Genomic DNA, 17,753 nt, shown 5'->3' on the forward strand with positions numbered 1-17,753 from the left:
CGTTTTTAGAAATGCAAATTTTTATGGTTATAGGCTTAATTTTGAATGTTGTGTTATTTACAATAGGTTTTAAATATAAAAAAAATGGTAGAAGTGGGTTGCTGTTGTTCCTTTTCTGGTTTCAACTTTTCCGCTACTATATTTGTTCTTAATATTTGCTCTCCACTAAATCATTAATTGCTAAACAAACGGAGGCAATAGTAAAATAACGGGCTGTTATGCAGCCCGTTATCTTATGTCCTTTCTACTGGAAAATTGTGTTAAACTAAACTGAAAAGCAGGATTGTGGAACAAGGAATTTGATTTGTTCAAGAAAAGAGAGGGCAATTAAAGATGAGAATTTTTGATTCACATTTTCATATTATTGATTATGATTTTCCGATTATTGAAAACCAAGGATATACACCCCCGAACTATGTTGTAACAGATTATCAAAATGAAATTGCAGATTTGAATGTAGTAGGTGGACCGATTGTATCTGGTTCTTTCCAAGGATTTGACCAAGGCTACTTAATGAAAGCACTTAAACGAATGGGTCCAGCATTTTGTGGCGTAACACAATTGCCGTTTACTGTGACCGATGATGAAATTATAAATTTACATAACAGCGGGGTAAGGGCATTACGATTTAATATCAAACGAGGCGGTTCAGAAGATTTATCAAAACTCGATTACTTTGCAAGAAGAGTTTTCGATTTAGTAGGGTGGCATAGTGAACTTTATATTGATGCAAAAGAGTTACCAGAGATTGCATCGACTATCGAAAAGTTACCTGCTATTTCAATTGACCATTTAGGCTTATCTGAAGAAGGATTACCACATTTATTAAAGTTAGTGGATAAAGATATTCGTGTTAAAGCAACTGGTTTTGGTCGTGTACAATTAAATATCGAGAATGCTTTAAAGTCCATTTATGACATTAACCCAGACGCTCTTATGTTCGGAACAGATTTGCCATCTACAAGGGCGAAAAGACCTTTTGAGTATGCGGATATCGAACTAATTCAGTGTCTATTTGGAGAAAAAGCTTCCTCTAAAATCTTGTATTCTAATGCTTTAAAATGGTACTTCAAGTAATTCGGTTACAACTATATTTTAATGAAATTTATGAGTCAGTACACATGGGAGAAGGAAGGCAATATACCATCTGGTTTAAAAAAAGATTGGGAGAATACCAATAAGATGGTAAAGGATTTGAAAAAAGGCGACAAGATAGATTATTTAAAGTTTAAGGCGGATTTATATAATTTGCTAATTCCACTAAGAATTCAAAAGGATGAATTTTTATAATTTAGATGTAAATCACGAGGTAACAAACGCCATTTGTCGACATAATAACAGGAGTTCGTTCTGTAAGGATATATAGTACATAATAAGAGGAGCAGACTTTTAAGATTGCTCCTTCTTTTTGTTGTCTTTTCGAAAAAGAAATACCCGGAATAAAATGGAATAACACGTCGAATTGTAGTAAAATATGTAAAAAGAATAAAAGATTACTAGAATATTTACAAATAGATCAATTTAAGCGAGGTTTCGTTCATGAGTATGTTTTTAACGCTATTATTCTTGGTTTTTATTTTCTATTTAAAGTTCAATTATGCCTCTATCAAAGGAAGAATTGGAGAAGCTTTTGTAAACAAGATCCTGTCAAAACTAGATCCCGAAAAGTACACGATCTTCCATGACCTATATGTTCCCAATGAGGAAGGCGGCACAACACAGCTCGACCATATTGTTACCTCACCTTATGGAATATTTGTCATTGAGACAAAGCATTATGAAGGCTGGATCTTTGGGAAGGAAGATCAAAGAAACTGGACTCAAGTCATTTACAAGCGTAAGGAAAAACTATATAACCCGATTTGGCAGAACGCAGGTCATATTAAAGCTCTAAAAACCAATTTACACACTGATGATGACAAATTTTATTCAATTATAGCCTTCTCAAACAATTCTACATTGAAATTCACCGAACCATTTAGAAAAGCCCGCGTTATTCAGTTTAGTCAATTGCTACACGTGATACAAGAGTATTCAACTGCTGTATATTCAAAACAAGAATTACAATCAATCAACACAGCCATTGAAAAACTAAAGATTGTTGATAAAAAACAAAAGCAGCAAGTGAAAAAAGAGCACGTTACCTCAATTAAAGTGAAAAAAGCAGCTCAAAAAAGAATGGCTACATCTTCAGAATGTCCTAAATGCGGTAGCAACTTAGTCATGAGAAAAGGGAAGTTTGGTCAGTTTCAAGGCTGTAGTAACTATCCGAAGTGTAGGTATACGAGACAGGTGTCGTCGTAGCATAATTACATAATTAAAAATGAATTCATTCATTTATTAAGTGAGGGAAACGAGTATGAGTAAAATATTTGAGATTAATATTAAGGAAGATATAGTTGAAAATTTCAAATTAGCTTTAATGGTTAATAAAGAAGAATGTAATGAGGTCATTGAAAGATTTATGATAGATTACATAACTAGTAGTTTTTCAGCTGCTTCACAGAAATATAAAAGTCAAGAAGTAGCTAAAAATAGCAAGGTTAATGAGCTTATGAATGCCGATAAAGGAAAAGCGAGAAATAGAATACCAAAGTGGGCTGTAAAACCTGAACAATATAATCATAAAATTGTACGTGCTTATTTTCAAGTTGAGAGTGAACTAGGTTTTGTTCCTTTAGAGGTACTAGAGCGAAGATGTAGTGATGAAGTCAATTACCGTTCAACTTACGTTAGGGATTTTCGTGGGAATTTTAATCAGATGAAAATGGATAATCACAATTCGCATGGCAAAGTATTTGAAGTTAATAATGGGAAGGTAATAATTTGGGATTATGTCAAAGATAGATTAATGGAATACAAGGAGTACTTTTTTAGGTAAAGATCAGTCAAGAAGAGGTCTATCTATTAGAGGTTTAATTTTTCTTTTTCAAACGTTGATATTGTGATGCTTTTTCAAGGAACGACGTGCATTAGCGGAGGAATTCTAAGAAGCAACCTATGAAACGGCTATTTTCTAGGTCACTTTTTATCCAGGAGGTTGATTATAGTGAGCAGCGAAAAAAGGTTTGATGATTACAAGCCAAAGGTTACACCATCTCAATGCAGTGATTGTCAAAATAATAAAAGTGCAGTTGAGTGTTTAGAGTATGAAGTTAAACCTGATAAGTATGCATTTAACAAAGAGGTTTGCCCTGAATTTAATAAAGACAAATAAAGTCATCGAGTTACTTGAATTGGATAGCTGCCATTATTATCTTTATAAATGAGGGGAGAACAACTAACTACTCATAGATTGGAGTAATTTTATCAGTGTTTTAATTTAAGGCAATAAATACTTTTTTGGAGGTACGCTATGAATGATGTTGTGAATAATCAAAAAGAAAAATATAAAGCTTGGGTTACGGAAAATTTAGGTGAAAAAACAGGTATGTGGTATACGCCATATCTTGAAAAACTTGGACACCTGTTAGATAAGTTTCGATTAGGGAGTGGCTATAAGGGAAATTTCTTTGATTATCAATCATATTCGGAATATAAAAATATCTATCAACAAATGACGGAACAAAGTGATGAGGAAATTGAGCGATTAGTATCTGGTAAAAGTACTCCTCGATATCCTGAAAATTTTGGTACGACAAGAATTCAATTTAGAAAAAAATATGCAGAAGATGAATATAATCGCGGCGTAAGAAGTAAACCTGATAATTTAGGTGGAATACCTGACTGGGGCGTTTTGATGCGCTCATATTTAATATTTTTATATTATGATGAAAATCCTACTTTAACGTATCCTAAAAAAGAGAAGAAAATTGCGAATCAAGAAGATCAAATTGATAACAGCATTAATTATTGGGTAATTTCACCAGGTGAATATTCGAGATTATGGGATCAGTTCCACGCAGAAAATATGATTGCACTTGGTTGGGACTATTTAGGGGATTTAAAAAACTTTCATTCAAAGGAAGCTGTTGAAAGAAAAATAGCTGAGCAAAGAGCGGATGGGGTGCGCCCTGTCAATGATACAAAGGCTGTGTGGGATTTCTATCGTGAAATTCAAACAGGCGACGTTGTATTTGTGAAAGAAGGAATTAAGAAAATCCTCGCACGCGGAGTTGTTACGGGAGATTACTACTTCGATGATGAAGCATCAGAGTATAAACATAGAAGAAAAGTAGAATGGCTTCAAGTTGGAAAGTGGGAACTACATCAGACTTTTGCTCAAAAAACGTTAACTTGTCTAAATCCTTATCCAAATTTTATTCAAGAAATTGATCAAGTAATGAATGAAGATTTTGATCCGAAAATTGCTGTAGTAAATGAATTTCGAAATTGGTTATCCAATCAAGTTACTGATACAGGATTTAGCTTGAATGATAAAACAGTTATGCAAAAAGTAAGTGCGTTAAAGGATATAGAGCACCATTTTGATGCTTCAATTTTTGGTGAAACAGATATTGAGCAACTAAAACGTTTGAAAGATGCCGTTGTATCAGATGAATCCTACAAAAAATATAAAGGCGTATCTGGAAGCTCAATTGATTACTACATTCGTTTTATTGAATCTAAGCCTACTGTACAAGAAAATGAATCCTTTACAATGGTTGAATTTCTTTCGGATGTTTTTATCGAGAAGAAGGAACTTGTACGTCTAATTTCTCTACTTAGAAATAAGAAGAATCTTATTTTGAAAGGTGCACCGGGAGTAGGTAAAACGTTTATTGCCAAACGTTTAGCGTATGCAATGATGGAAGAAAAAGATGAAACGCGTATCCATATGGTTCAGTTTCATCAAAGCTATAGTTATGAGGACTTCATTGAAGGGTTCCGTCCAAAAGCTGAAGGAGATGGGTTTGAGCTGAAGCAAGGTCCGTTTGTGAAGTTTGCTAGAAAAGCAGCACGAGATCCGGAACGAGACTACTTCTTTATTATTGATGAAATTAACCGTGGGAATATGAGTAAAATATTTGGAGAATTAATGATGCTTATCGAAGCGGATAAGCGAGGCGAGCAAATCAATCTACTTTACTCCAATGATAAGTTTTCTGTGCCACCGAATTTATACATCATTGGAATGATGAATACGGCAGATAGAAGCTTAGCTTTATTAGACTACGCACTTAGAAGAAGATTTTCGTTTTTTGAAATTAAACCAGCGTTCCAAAATGAGACATTTAAGTCGTATGTAAACAAATTAAATAATCCAGAAGCTTTAAATCGTATCATTGATGAAATTAAAAGCTTAAATAATCAAATTGTTGAAGAGCTAGGGACAGGCTTTCAAATTGGGCATAGCTACCTTGTAGGTGATGCTTATAAAGTAGATACTGCAAATCGTGTAGAGGAAGTTATCGAATTTGAAATTATTCCACAGCTATTCGAGTATTGGTTTGATGATGAACAGAAGGCAAAAGATTGGGCTGAACGACTAAGAGGTTGTTACGATGGAGAGAAATAGTCATATTCCAATTCGTAATATATACTATATGCTTTCCTACGCATATCAAACGTTAAATCTTTCCGAGTATAAACAAATCGGAACAGAAAAGTTTGAGAACGTTAAAGATCTTTACGCAGAAATTTTATCGATTGGCATACCAGTATTAATTCGGGGTGGATTAAGCAAGGACTATATAAGTGTTGAAGAGACTTCGAATGTGATTAAGGGGAAAATTGATATTAACTCTACGATAAAGAAAAATGCATTGGTAAATAAGAAAGTTGCAGTAGTTTATGATGAGTTCTCTGAAAATATATTGTTGAATCAAATTATTAAAGCGACACTCGTTTACCTATCGCGCTCAAATAAACTAAGTCAAAAAATGCGTAGATTGTTTTACGGTTTGCTGCCTTATTTTACAGAGGTATCAGATGTAGAGCTAGATTTGAAGCTATGGAAAAATGTTAGATATAACCGCCAAAACATTCGCTATCAATTTATTGTAGACGTGTGTAGATATCTCTATGAGCAGTTATTATTTGATGAAAGCACTACATCTCAAATGATGAAAGAGGTTCAAGACGAACAAAGATTATCATCTTTATATGAAATATTCATCTTTGCATTTTTTAAACGTGAAACGAAATACAATGTATCCCATCCTCAAATTCAGTGGAGTGTTGATGATGCATTTACAGATGCATTACCAATTATGCAAACAGACCTTGTACTTCAAAAAGATAAAAAAACGTTGATTGTGGATGGGAAATTTTATTCTGAGAATATGGTAGCAAGGTTTGAAGGTGGAGCTGCAAAACAAAAATCAGGTAACCTTTATCAAATATTTACATATATAAATAATTGGAAAAAAGAGCCGGATGAAACGGTTGCAGGTATGTTACTTTATGCGAAAACAACCGCATTAAATCAACCTAACCATATTTATCACATTAAAGGTAATCAAATTTTTGTTGTATCTCTTGATTTACAACAAGATTTTAGCAACATAAAGGAAAACTTATTAGCATATGCCAATCAATTTTTTGAGTAGTTTGTAAATTGCTTTATCTATATACGAAAAATTCCTTCGAATTAACATTCGGGGGATTTCTTTTCTATTTATACACAGCTCCCTTGTTTAACCACTTTTTAAGGAATGTTAATAGTAGAACGTAAGTAATTGAAAATGTGGGAATCGCCTATCCCTCAGCCTAGACTTTGTTTCAGCTTCCTAATGTTATGTAGGGCGTTGATTTTTTAATTCGCTAAACACTTCAAGTGATTGAGCATTCTTGTATTTAATACGGCTCTTCATACGATGGTAGGAAGAAAGCGGTAAGATCCTTAGCTCGGATCCATTTTAAGCAGCTTGTAGGTATTCATCCAGAATCTAACCCTTTATGCCTTTCCAACACACTCATCTAAAAATTATGAATGCAGCTGGATATTTCCTAATCATGTTAAAGAGATAGCTGAAAAAAAACATGAAGGAGAGTCTAATATCCTGTTTTCAAATTTGAAGGAAGTGAAGTTGGATATATGCTATTTTATGTTGGAAAGACAAATACAGCGTGCGGCCTTTTGTATGATGGAGTTATGAGTCGCGGGCTGATGTAGTATATTTATAAAGTTAGGACCCATCTTAAGGTAAGTTTTAGATCCTATTTAGTATACACTCTGATATAAAAAGGAACCTGAATAATAGGATTTGACGAGAACAGGAACATACTAGAATTTATTTTGCTAGAAAGTCTAAGCTCTATTTATTTTATTAATATATTAAAATATAATTAGTCTAATAAAAAACAATATGGGAGAAATGTCACGATGGGGTTTAGCCGATTACCCTAAGTAAACCACCTCAGTATTAGTCTACAAAACTCGTAGACATTAAAGATGTTCCAATAAAGATATGGATCATTAAGGAACTCAAAGGAGGGTGTCGCTAAAGTACTAGACCTCCTAGAGTTACTATTCTATCTAGGGAACCCTGTGCAAGATGACTGAAAAAAGTAGAGGCAGTGATAATTTTGGAGTTTATAAATGATATCGGATTATGGTTTCATGATCTCTATACTTCATTTAGAATGTTGGAATGGTGGGTACAAATAGTTTTTGGGCTTCTAATCGCTATATTTGGAAATGTTTTATGGCATCTTGGTCCTTATAATATTGGAGAAATTGAAGAAATGATAGAACTAGATTATATGAGATTAGCAAATCGACATTTCTTTGTATCAGTCCGCTTTTCCTTAAAAAATGAATTAAAAGCTAGAGCGCAATCGAATGTTTTTGGGCGAAATTTATATATTCCTATTTCCTATTATCTAAGATTTATAAGTTCTATAATGTCTTTCTTAATTGCAAGTGTGATGCTATTACCTTATGCAATGATTTATTTTATGATAAGTTTTTCTTTATTGTTTGGATACGTGAATATGAAGCTCCCAGTTCTTTCTCCTAGTCCTCCACCAGGAGTACACCATGTAACACCTCATCAAGTAGAACCCTATGTTAGAAATGGTGTTGAGGTTAGAGGATATTGGAGAGGTGGAGAAAATGGTTACTGGAGAACTAATCCAGATGGTAACCCTTTGAATAACTTTGGTGGAAACTAAAACTAAACCGAGACTGTTTGCTTTTTATTGTGATAGTGCCCGGCAATTAGTTTATTGTAATTAGCGGCAGCCTATTCACTTACCAAAAGTGAAGCAGCGACTCACCGATGTCACTCTAGGACGAGCCGACTGCGCTTGTTTGCATAAACTTAATTTCAAGAAGGAAAACCGGGATTAAGCAAATCTCCTATCGCAAACCATGCATCGCTTGTGAGCAACCTGCTTTACAATATGGTCCAACGTGATCAACAGAAGAATTTTGAACTACTTTAAAATAAGTAATGTGACGTAATAGAGGAATACTGTGCAACAATTAATTTCTTTTATCAACGAATGTCCTTTAACTGAGGTTTTATTTTATAGGTGTTATCTTTTAATGATCTATCCATATTATGGATAATGTGTTAGTGGATTGAATTTGTATTAAATTTAAGTTTTGGGGGATAAACCGGAGTGTACCATCCATATAAATGAGATATTTAAAGCTAGAGCAATTTTTAAAAGTGAATTTCAGATAGGATCTTTATGCTCAAATAAGAAGATTACAAACTACCAAGGCTCAAAACAGAGGTAATAGAAGAATTACATTTAGGAGTGGGAGAGTCAACATTAGATGGTTCTCTCGCTCCTTTATCGGTTTTGTTGACTTTAAATTATGAATAAAAGTAATTCAAGTAAATTTTGATATATTTAATGAATCTATAATGATATTATATAAGTGGATAATTTTCCCTATATCATTACGTAAAATTAGATTCAACAATTTAAATCAGAAGTCTATATTGAATAATGTATTGTTTTGATTCTAAGTATTGCAATATGAATTAGGTATTTTAATTGGAGGTGGAATTATGAATAGTAGAGAGATCTTAGAAAAAAGATTACAACAAATTACAGATACGATGGACGCTGTGGAAGAATTTATTAATGGGTTAGATTTTGCTATCCCAAAAATATCGAAAGATTTAGTGATTAAGGCTTTAAAATCAGAAGAGATTACTAGCATTATGGAAGGTATCAAAGAGAGAAGAGCGCCTAGATTAGTTATAATGGGGCGGACAGGTGTAGGCAAAAGTAGCCTTATTAATGCAATATTCGGTGAATATTTAGCTAAAACTAGTGCTATAAAGGTTGGCACAAAAAATTCTCAAGTATTTCAATATAAAAAAAATGATGAAGTTTTATTTGAAATTATTGATACTAGAGGTATTAAAGAAAATTTAAAGGCATTATCGAGTACAGCTGAAGAAGATTTAAAAATTGTAATTGAAGAGTTTGAACCGGATGCCTTTTTATTATTAACAAATGGTGCTGATAGATCTACTTTAAAAGAAGATGCTGTGTATCTAAAAGAAGTCTATAGTAGTCTAGATATAAAAGTACCTTTAGTTACAGTTATTACACGAATAGATGATATAGAGCCATCTAGAATTAAGGAGCCAACAAGTTACACTCAAAAGAAAAGAGATAACATTGCAATAAAGGAGCAACAGGTTCGTCAAGTATTAGAAGAAGTAGGACTAGCAGATACTTTTATAGTACCAGTTTCTTCATATATAGAATGGAATCACGAAGATCCAGAAAGTTTGTCTCCAGAAGAGCGTGCGAACTTAGTGATTGAATTTGATGGAAGATACAATATTGATAAACTGGTAAATTTTTTAGAAGAAAACATTGACTTTCGTGCCGCGGTATATTTAATGTTGAACAACAAACTTGATATAGCTATTAAGAAAATTGCCAATAAGTTTGTCAAAGTATTTTCAACAGCGAGTGCAGGTGTGGCAATTACTCCTATACCAGCAAGTGATATTGTAGTTCTAATACCTATACAAATAGTTGAAGTTACACTTATAGCTTATCTAAGTGGACAAAAAATAGATAGTAAGATGGCGAGGGAATTTATTCTTTCGTTGGGAGGAGTAGCATTGTTTGGATTAGGATTGAGATTTGTAGCTCAACAGGGTGCAAAATTTTTAAATGTATTTATACCAGGTTCAGGCTCTGCTATCAGTAGTACAATAGCTTATTCGGGAACATATGCAGTAGGTAAAGCAGCAATTGCTTACTATATAGATGGAAAAACAAAAGAACAAGCAAAGAAAGAAATGGAAGAATCGAAAAAAGAAGAACAGTTGTCATATTAAACTTAAACCTCACTTAGATACATTACTGAGAGCCGTGACAGGGTTTGTAATAAAACTACCACAGCAAACCACAGGTTAAGTAGATATTAACAGCTTTAATTAATGTGCAGTACAACCACACTATTAAGCAGAAAAAATTTATTTCCACAACTAGCTAAATTAAGGAAAACCAAAGTCTAATCCTCAGAAAAGAAAAGGGGGTTAGACTTTTTACTTAAAATTCTTATTTGGATAAGCAATTGACTGCTTTTTGGAAAGGAAATGCAAAGGCATATCTAGGGCGCTCATTTATGACCTTATAACAAAAGAAGGATGGATGTTAGGTGGGGCTAATTTTTTTATTCGCTAAATGAACCGTGTCAAACTAATGTTCGCTGACAGGGTCTTGTCAAATTGCTATGGTAAATTACTTATAAATGTTGTGCGGGACTGGTACATTCTCCCAACATTTAAGATAATAGTGAGCAGATATGTCGTTACATAGGGACAGTGGACCTGTCCCTATGTCCCTATATTCGTATGCAAAAGAAAGGTTTTCGACTCTTTCTGTCGAATTATGATATATGATCCATTATATGGGATAAAGTAACCATATAATGCAACTATGAGGTGATCCAATGCTACCTGAAGGAATATACGAAGAAATTATAAACAAAAGGCTAAAAAACGAACTTACTAACCTCACCGACCACGACATTCAAACGGAAAAACTTGATGTAGAAGAAGCTCGGAAAATGCTGGCTAGTTACATATCGTCTGTGACAAGGCGAGCGCTTAGTTATATTCGTGATGATAAAAAAGATGATCATGCAGCCGCATTACTAAAGCAAATTAAAACATGCAATGAGATCATTACGATTTTGAGTGAACATCTTGATGATACAGAGTTTCAGTCGCTACAAATTGCTGAAGAAGGGGAAGTGCTTACTTCGATTTATTCAAAGCTTAACAGTGCTAGGAGCTTGAATAAAGAAGGAGTCGTAAGACCAGTCACACCGATTTCGCAAAGCTCGCTGTTTACTGGCTCGCACCATGAGCCGAATATGTTAGGAGAACTAAGTCGCGAAATTCAATCGGCAGATCACATTGATATGCTCGTTTCCTTTATCAAGTGGAGTGGTCTCCGTTGTATTATCGAGGACTTACGAACGTTTACCGACACTGGTGGCAAGCTGCGAGTGATTACCACATCCTATATGGAGGCATCTGATTACAAAGCGATTATTGAGCTAAGCAAGCTTTCCAATACTGAAGTGAAAATTTCCTATGATAAGGATCGAACTAGATTACACGCGAAAGCGTATATGTTTAAACGGGAGACTGGCTTTACGACAGCCTACATTGGCTCCTCTAACTTATCTAATCCAGCGCTTACGTCAGGATTAGAATGGAACTTAAAAATAACGGAGAAAGATTCGTTTGATATCGTGAAAAAATTCGATGCGACCTTTGAAAGTTATTGGAACGACGGGGAATTCAGCTTTTTTGATGGTGAAAAAGAAGACGATCAACAGCGCTTAAAAACAGCTTTAAGTAAAACGAAGCTTAATGAAAATGACGATGTCCATTTTCACTTTGATATTCAACCATATCATTTTCAAAAGGAAATTCTTGAAAAGTTAGAGGCCGAACGCGAGGTGTTTGGTCGCACAAAAAACCTACTAGTGGCCGCAACTGGTGTTGGAAAAACGGTCATTTCTGCGTTTGACTACAAACGTTTTTTAAAGAAGAACAAGCGCCACGCAAAACTACTGTTTGTCGCTCATCGTGAGGAAATCTTAAAGCAAAGCCGGACAACGTTTCGCGCGATTTTACGAGATTTTAATTTTGGCGATTTGTTAGTGGGCGGGAATACCCCTGATTCGCTAGAGCACCTGTTTGTCTCGATCCAAAGCTTTAATTCTTCAAAGCTCTATGAAAAAACAACAGCTGACTATTACGACTTCATCATTGTTGACGAATTTCATCATGCAGCAGCAGCTTCCTATCAAAAGCTGCTCAGCTACTACAAGCCGAAGGTCCTCTTGGGCCTAACCGCAACACCAGAACGGATGGATGGCAAGGATGTTCTGACTTACTTTGATGATACGATTGCTGCAGAAATGCGCTTAACAGCTGCGATTGATCGAAAACTACTTAGTCCGTTTCAATATTTTTGCGTCACTGATACCGTTGATCTATCAAAACTGAAATGGAGTCGAAAAGGCTATGAAATTAAAGAACTAGAAAACGTTTTTACCTCTAATAAAATACGTAGCAACCAAATCATCACGAGTCTTCGTAAATATGTAACTGACCTTGATGATGTTAAAGGATTAGGTTTTTGCGTGTCGATTGAGCATGCCAAATATATGGCTGAGTTTTTTTCGAATTCAAACATTCCTTCGATTACGCTGTACGGTGGTGTCGACCAAAAGGTACGAGATACGGCACAATCGAAATTAGTATCAGGCGAAATCCGCTTTATTTTTGTCGTTGATTTATATAATGAAGGAATTGATATACCAGAAGTTAATACGATCCTGTTTTTACGACCGACAGAAAGCTTAACCGTATTCCTACAACAATTAGGACGGGGTTTACGCCTCTCAGAAGGGAAAGAATGCCTTACTGTTCTTGATTTTGTTGGTCAAGCCCATAAAAACTATTCATTTGAAGAAAAATTCCGGGCACTAATTGGTCGCACGAAGCACTCTGTGAAGCACTATGTTGAAAACGGATTTTTCAATATTCCTAAAGGCTGCTATATACAACTCGAAAAACAGGCAAAGGAATACATTCTGCGAAATATTAAAGAGAGCTCGTTAACTAGAAAAAATCTCGTCAGTAAATTGAAATACTTCGAAGAGGACTCAGGACTTGAGCTAACACTAGCTAACTTCTTAATGCATTATCATTTATCGATTTACGACTTTTACGGAAAAAGCGGCGATCGTTCCTTCCAACGATTGAGAGTAGAAGCAGGGTTAATGGACGAATTCTTCTGTGCGAATGAAAAAGTGATCACAAAGCGACTGCCAAACCTATTTCATATCCGTTCGCAAGTATTACTATCCTTTCTCATCCGCTATCTTGATGATCAAACCGTAACAACCGAATCAGAAAAACTAATGCTAGGAATCCTTTATTATTCGTTTTATAATGCAGCCCCACCAAAAGAAGGATTTCAATCAATAGAAGAAGGGATGCAAGCGATACTAAGTACAAAGGAACTCCGTGAAGAAATTAGAGAGATCCTCCAATACAACTATTCAACGATTGATTATGTTGAGATTGGACATGACTTTCCATTCACATGTCCATTAAAGGTACACAACCAATATACAACGTCACAAATACTAGCAGCCTTTGATCACTTTAACGAAGAGCAAAGCCCAGCCTTCAGAGAAGGCGTAAAACACTTTGAAGCCAAGAACCTTGATATCTTTTTCATTACCTTAAACAAATCTGAAAAAGATTTCTCGCCATCAACCTTATACGACGACTATGCCATTAACGAACGACTATTTCACTGGGAAACCCAAAGTCGAGTGTCTCCAGAAAGTAAAACAGCCCAACGCTACATTCATCACAAACAAAACAATCACCAAATTGCCTTGTTTGTCAGAGAATATAAAACCGAAAACGGCTACACATCACCATTCACCTTCCTTGGAACAGCCGAATACGTCAGCCATTCTGGAAGCAAGCCAATGAGTTTTGTTTGGCGGTTGAATGAGGAGATGCCAGCGAGGTTAGTGCCGGTGGCGAATAAGGTGGTGTAAATTAGAAGCTGACTAAAGGAGTACATGATGCCAATATATAATAAACTAATACGAGACAAAATACCCGAAATTATCAAAGAAACAGGGAAAAATTATCGCGTGAAAAAACTAGACAAGGTAGTATACCAAAAAGAGCTCGTGTTGAAATTGTCCGAGGAAATTAAAGAATACTCGAATTCAACCTCGGATGAAGAAGCTGTAGAAGAATTAGCCGATCTTCTAGAGATTATTTATGCTATAGGAAAATTACATGGAGTAGATCATGCGTATCTTGAGTCTATTCGCTTAGATAAAGCTGAAAAACGAGGTGGGTTTGAGGGACGTTTGTATTTATTGGATGTACAAGAATAATTCGTGTACGACCATACTGTAGGAATACTATATTAATTATTATTTCAAGTTATTAGGACATGATGTTGAAATTTTGTTGAGGAATAAATTAAAAGTTTACAGTCTTTTCTTATAATGAGTTAGATTTTCAAGATGAGGTGAATAAATATGACTAATTTATTTTTTAGGGATTTAGAACAGCAAATTCAGATATTTAATCAATATTTGGAGTTAAAAAAGGATGAGTTTTTAATAGAAATAATTAACTCTTCTACTCTCTCAGCCTTTGGAATAAATTTTGCAACGTTTTTTGATAAATTAATCTTCACTTTACTTTATGAGTATGAAAGTTATGGGGAAATAATAGAAGAAATAATGCCAAAGATTAATGAAAAAGTTATATTAATTCCAAACATTGAAAGAGATTTACTGTTTTCGTCTAATGATGTTGTTAATGAATATATCGAAAAAGTAAATAATAGAGTACTAGATCACGTTTCCCTTATTAATAATATTAATCTTGGATCTATTCTAGAAGAATTAAGAAATGATATTGAAGATTTTTCATACAAAGGTTCAATGGATTCTGATGATTATAATTTAAGAAGCTATTGGGAGGAATTTTGCTTTCAGCTTCAGTATAGGGGAGGGGAAATTCTAGAAATTATTTTATATGATGTAGAAGATCATATTTATAAGGTGGTAAAAAAAATGCCCATGAGAGATATTATATCCTTGTTTGTTCAAACAAATGAATTCAAATATAAAGATTATGAACTTTTTGATAAATATCCTTTACCAAATTGGCACACGGTTAGAGCAGCTATAGTTGACTTCTTAAAAGATGAAATTATCAACTTAGCATATCAAGAATATATACCAGATTTCTCCTCGGGTGAAGAATGGGTTTATTAAATGAGGTGTCAAGATAATCATATCAAAGTGAGAAACTGGATGGGAACGACCCGTTTGATAGTGTGATTTTATGAAGAAGCTTAATGTTTGTATATTAAATCCAGAGATATTGACTTCATTGTGGAAGAAATTTAACAACAAAGGCAGTTAGAGTTACAATTTTCTTGACCACAAATTGTAATATACGTAATTTATTAGGGTTTAATTATGTGGTATGGTAAAATAATACTAAAATAGAAAAAGTACGGGGTTGATTTAATGTCGAATGAAGCACACTTCCTTGATTTCATCAAGAATATTAACGAAGACGCTGCACAAATCTCAAAAAAGATGGAAGAGTTAATCTTTGAAGATGCTGCTAGTTCTATCGTAAAGGCAAGACTATTTGCAGAATCAGTATTAAATAAAGTTTATTTAAATGAAGATATCGAAGTTCCCTACAATTTTTCGATGTTTGAAAAAATTACATATCTAGTTAGAGAGGGATATATTAAGCGAGATTTGCAAAAAGCGTTTGATACGATAAGGATCACTGGAAATAAGGCAGCGCATGATGCTCAGTTTAACGATATTACTGAGGCTTTCAAACTACATAGGGTGATGCACGATATAGCAGTATGGTTTTACGAAGTCTATTCACTAGAAAAACTTCGTTTACCAGCTTATAATCCACCAAAACCTCCTCCAAAGAATAATGCTAATGATTTACAAGAACTTGTGAGAAGGCAAGTTTTAGAATTATTAGGTCAAAGTAGTATTGGTGGAAATGAAAAGACCGTTCTAAGTGAAAACGAAGAAGTTGATAAAGATACTAGTGAGGATTTGGAGCAAAATACACTTTTCCAAAAGAACCTTCCAAAAGGGAAAAGTTACTTGTTAAGAGAATTAAGACGATTGCAAGACTCCTCACAAGAAGCAGTTGAAAATGCTAATGCTTTTAGCAGGTTTAAGAAGTATTTACACGTAGAAAGAAAAATTCAAAAAGATCTCGAAGGTATTTTACTACAAAATAATAACAGTGGAAGATCCAGCCTAATTTTACTATGTGGTAGTGTTGGGGATGGGAAATCACATTTGCTAGCGTACCTTAATGAAAATAGACCTGATTTAATTAAAGATTATCATATTTTTAATGATGCGACGGAAAGCTTTTCTCCAACTAAAAATGCAATGGAAACGTTAGAGGAAATCTTACAGGATTTTTCAGATCAAAGGATTGATCAATCAAATAAAAAGGTAATTCTTGCAATAAATATGGGTGTTTTACACAATTTTATTACGAGAGACCATAAGGGTATTACGTTTGATAGACTTAACGAATTCGTAGCGAACAGTGATCTTTTTTCTCAAAATATAACTACAAGTTATAGTGAAGACACCTATTCATTAATAAGTTTTGGTGACTATCATTCGTATGAACTTACAAGTTCAGGTCCGAAGTCGAGCTTTTTCTTAACTCTTGTAGAAAGGATCTTTAGTAAGTCAGAAGGGAATCCATTTTTTCTAGCTTATAAGGAAGATGCTGCAAATAACATCCGCACAATGATTCATGATAATTTTGAATTTATGCAAGAAGACTTTGTCCAAAAACAAATAGTTAATGAGATTATACAGACCTTAGTGAAAAATAAGTTAGTAATCTCTGCTCGTGCTTTTTTAAACTTCCTTGCGGACATTGTTATCCCGGATCAAGTAAATGCTATTGGATTAATGACAGAGTTTGAGCGACTAGAGCAATCTGTCCCAAGCTTATTATTTAGAAGAAAAGAACGATCACCTATTTTGAAAGTTTTAAGTGAGCTAGATCCAATTCACTTAAGATCTTCTTATATTGATAAACTTATCATTGAATTAAATACATTAAGTGAATGGGAAAGTATCGTAGAACACTATAACAAATCAGCTATTTCAAAAACTTGGCTAAAGCCATTCATTCAACAAGAGGAGCTTGGAGACTATTCGTTTGATCTCTTTTCCGAAACATTAATTAGAGTTGCTTACTTAACAAATGAAGACTTTTCTCAAAAAATAGAAGATCATACTTATAAGGCTTATGTACTTAACTTGTTTTACATTAATTCTGGTGAGAGAAGTAAGATAAAAGAATTTTATGAAGATGTAAAGAGTGCCCTGTTTAAATGGAAAGGTAGTCCGCAAAGAGGTTATATCTACTTAAACAAGCCAATCGATAAATTTCGACTAGCACAATCGCTTAATCTTAAACCATCAATTGATCATTTAAAATTTAATACGAATGATGTGTTAGAGTCATTCAAGGCAACGATCTTATTAGGTTACAACAATACCTATTTAGAGATCGATTATCCACTTTATCGCCTTTTACTTAGAGTGAAGGAAGGTTATTGCCCTAGCAAAAAGGATGAAGAGGATGCAATTAAGTTTGTTGAGTTTATTGATAAAGTAATGAATTTCGGAGATAAGAAAAGGGAACTATTGGTCCATTTCCCCAATGAAAATAAATCGTACAAATTAAAACGTGATGATTTTGGCGCTTTTGTTTTTGAGAAGGAGTAATAGA

13 protein-coding genes are annotated in these 17,753 nt (G+C 34.2%); all 13 read left to right on the top strand.

The annotated features are described in order from the left end of the window. The first annotated feature begins 333 nt into the window (after positions 1-333). The 13 genes from ACK4M9_RS19430 to dptF all read left to right on the top strand — a co-directional run bounded on the left by ACK4M9_RS19430 (position 334) and on the right by dptF (position 17,749). Positions 334-1,077 (top strand): amidohydrolase family protein, encoded by a 744-nt coding sequence (locus ACK4M9_RS19430; RefSeq protein WP_409854263.1) that lies wholly within the window; start codon positions 334-336, stop codon positions 1,075-1,077. A 462-nt stretch (positions 1,078-1,539) separates the two neighbouring features. Beyond that, complete coding sequence (locus ACK4M9_RS19435) at positions 1,540-2,304, top strand: NERD domain-containing protein (RefSeq protein ID WP_409854265.1); 765 nt, start codon at positions 1,540-1,542, stop codon at positions 2,302-2,304. A 55-nt stretch (positions 2,305-2,359) separates the two neighbouring features. Further along, complete coding sequence (locus ACK4M9_RS19440; RefSeq protein WP_409854267.1) at positions 2,360-2,881, top strand: hypothetical protein; 522 nt, start codon at positions 2,360-2,362, stop codon at positions 2,879-2,881. Between the two features lie 168 nt (positions 2,882-3,049). Then, a complete protein-coding gene (locus ACK4M9_RS19445; RefSeq protein ID WP_409854268.1) occupies positions 3,050-3,217 on the top strand; it encodes a hypothetical protein in 168 nt (55 codons plus the stop codon). Positions 3,218-3,355: 138 nt separating this feature from the next. Further along, the gene (locus tag ACK4M9_RS19450; RefSeq protein WP_409854270.1) at positions 3,356-5,458 is read left to right on the top strand and encodes an AAA family ATPase; all 2,103 of its coding nucleotides are present in this window, start codon (positions 3,356-3,358) and stop codon (positions 5,456-5,458) included. Further along, positions 5,445-6,491 (top strand): 5-methylcytosine restriction system specificity protein McrC, encoded by a 1,047-nt coding sequence (locus ACK4M9_RS19455; RefSeq protein ID WP_409854272.1) that lies wholly within the window; start codon positions 5,445-5,447, stop codon positions 6,489-6,491. Before ACK4M9_RS19450 ends, ACK4M9_RS19455 begins: the two co-directional genes overlap by 14 nt. A gap of 330 nt (positions 6,492-6,821) precedes the next feature. Continuing rightward, positions 6,822-7,040, top strand: coding sequence for a competence protein ComK (locus ACK4M9_RS19460; RefSeq protein ID WP_409854324.1), 219 nt, complete (start codon positions 6,822-6,824; stop codon positions 7,038-7,040). Positions 7,041-7,470: 430 nt separating this feature from the next. Then, a complete protein-coding gene (locus ACK4M9_RS19465; RefSeq protein WP_409854274.1) occupies positions 7,471-8,058 on the top strand; it encodes a hypothetical protein in 588 nt (195 codons plus the stop codon). A gap of 851 nt (positions 8,059-8,909) precedes the next feature. Continuing rightward, entirely contained in the window at positions 8,910-10,205 is a 1,296-nt protein-coding gene (locus ACK4M9_RS19470) for a GTPase family protein (protein ID WP_409854276.1), read from the top strand. A gap of 617 nt (positions 10,206-10,822) precedes the next feature. After that, positions 10,823-13,969, top strand: coding sequence for a DEAD/DEAH box helicase (locus tag ACK4M9_RS19475; protein ID WP_409854277.1), 3,147 nt, complete (start codon positions 10,823-10,825; stop codon positions 13,967-13,969). Between the two features lie 24 nt (positions 13,970-13,993). Continuing rightward, positions 13,994-14,320, top strand: coding sequence for a phosphoribosyl-ATP pyrophosphohydrolase (locus ACK4M9_RS19480; protein WP_409854278.1), 327 nt, complete (start codon positions 13,994-13,996; stop codon positions 14,318-14,320). Between the two features lie 147 nt (positions 14,321-14,467). After that, a complete protein-coding gene (locus ACK4M9_RS19485; protein ID WP_409854279.1) occupies positions 14,468-15,214 on the top strand; it encodes a hypothetical protein in 747 nt (248 codons plus the stop codon). A 258-nt stretch (positions 15,215-15,472) separates the two neighbouring features. Beyond that, positions 15,473-17,749: a DNA phosphorothioation-dependent restriction protein DptF gene (gene dptF, locus ACK4M9_RS19490; RefSeq protein ID WP_409854281.1), complete on the top strand. Its 2,277-nt coding sequence runs from the start codon at positions 15,473-15,475 to the stop codon at positions 17,747-17,749. Positions 17,750-17,753: the final 4 nt, after the last annotated feature.

Origin of the sequence: Anaerobacillus sp., from assembly GCF_046314235.1 — a bacterium.
Lineage (GTDB): Bacteria > Bacillota > Bacilli > Bacillales > Anaerobacillaceae > Anaerobacillus.

Bases quoted from the DNA above. Each gene is read 5' to 3' on its own strand.
- ACK4M9_RS19430 (WP_409854263.1), top strand. From the start codon at position 334: ATGAGAATTTTTGATTCACATTTTCATATTATTGATTATGATTTTCCG.
- ACK4M9_RS19435 (WP_409854265.1), top strand. From the start codon at position 1,540: ATGAGTATGTTTTTAACGCTATTATTCTTGGTTTTTATTTTCTATTTA.
- ACK4M9_RS19440 (WP_409854267.1), top strand. From the start codon at position 2,360: ATGAGTAAAATATTTGAGATTAATATTAAGGAAGATATAGTTGAAAAT.
- ACK4M9_RS19450 (WP_409854270.1), top strand. From the start codon at position 3,356: ATGAATGATGTTGTGAATAATCAAAAAGAAAAATATAAAGCTTGGGTT.
- ACK4M9_RS19455 (WP_409854272.1), top strand. From the start codon at position 5,445: ATGGAGAGAAATAGTCATATTCCAATTCGTAATATATACTATATGCTT.
- ACK4M9_RS19470 (WP_409854276.1), top strand. From the start codon at position 8,910: ATGAATAGTAGAGAGATCTTAGAAAAAAGATTACAACAAATTACAGAT.
- ACK4M9_RS19475 (WP_409854277.1), top strand. From the start codon at position 10,823: ATGCTACCTGAAGGAATATACGAAGAAATTATAAACAAAAGGCTAAAA.
- ACK4M9_RS19480 (WP_409854278.1), top strand. From the start codon at position 13,994: ATGATGCCAATATATAATAAACTAATACGAGACAAAATACCCGAAATT.
- ACK4M9_RS19485 (WP_409854279.1), top strand. From the start codon at position 14,468: ATGACTAATTTATTTTTTAGGGATTTAGAACAGCAAATTCAGATATTT.
- dptF (WP_409854281.1), top strand. From the start codon at position 15,473: ATGTCGAATGAAGCACACTTCCTTGATTTCATCAAGAATATTAACGAA.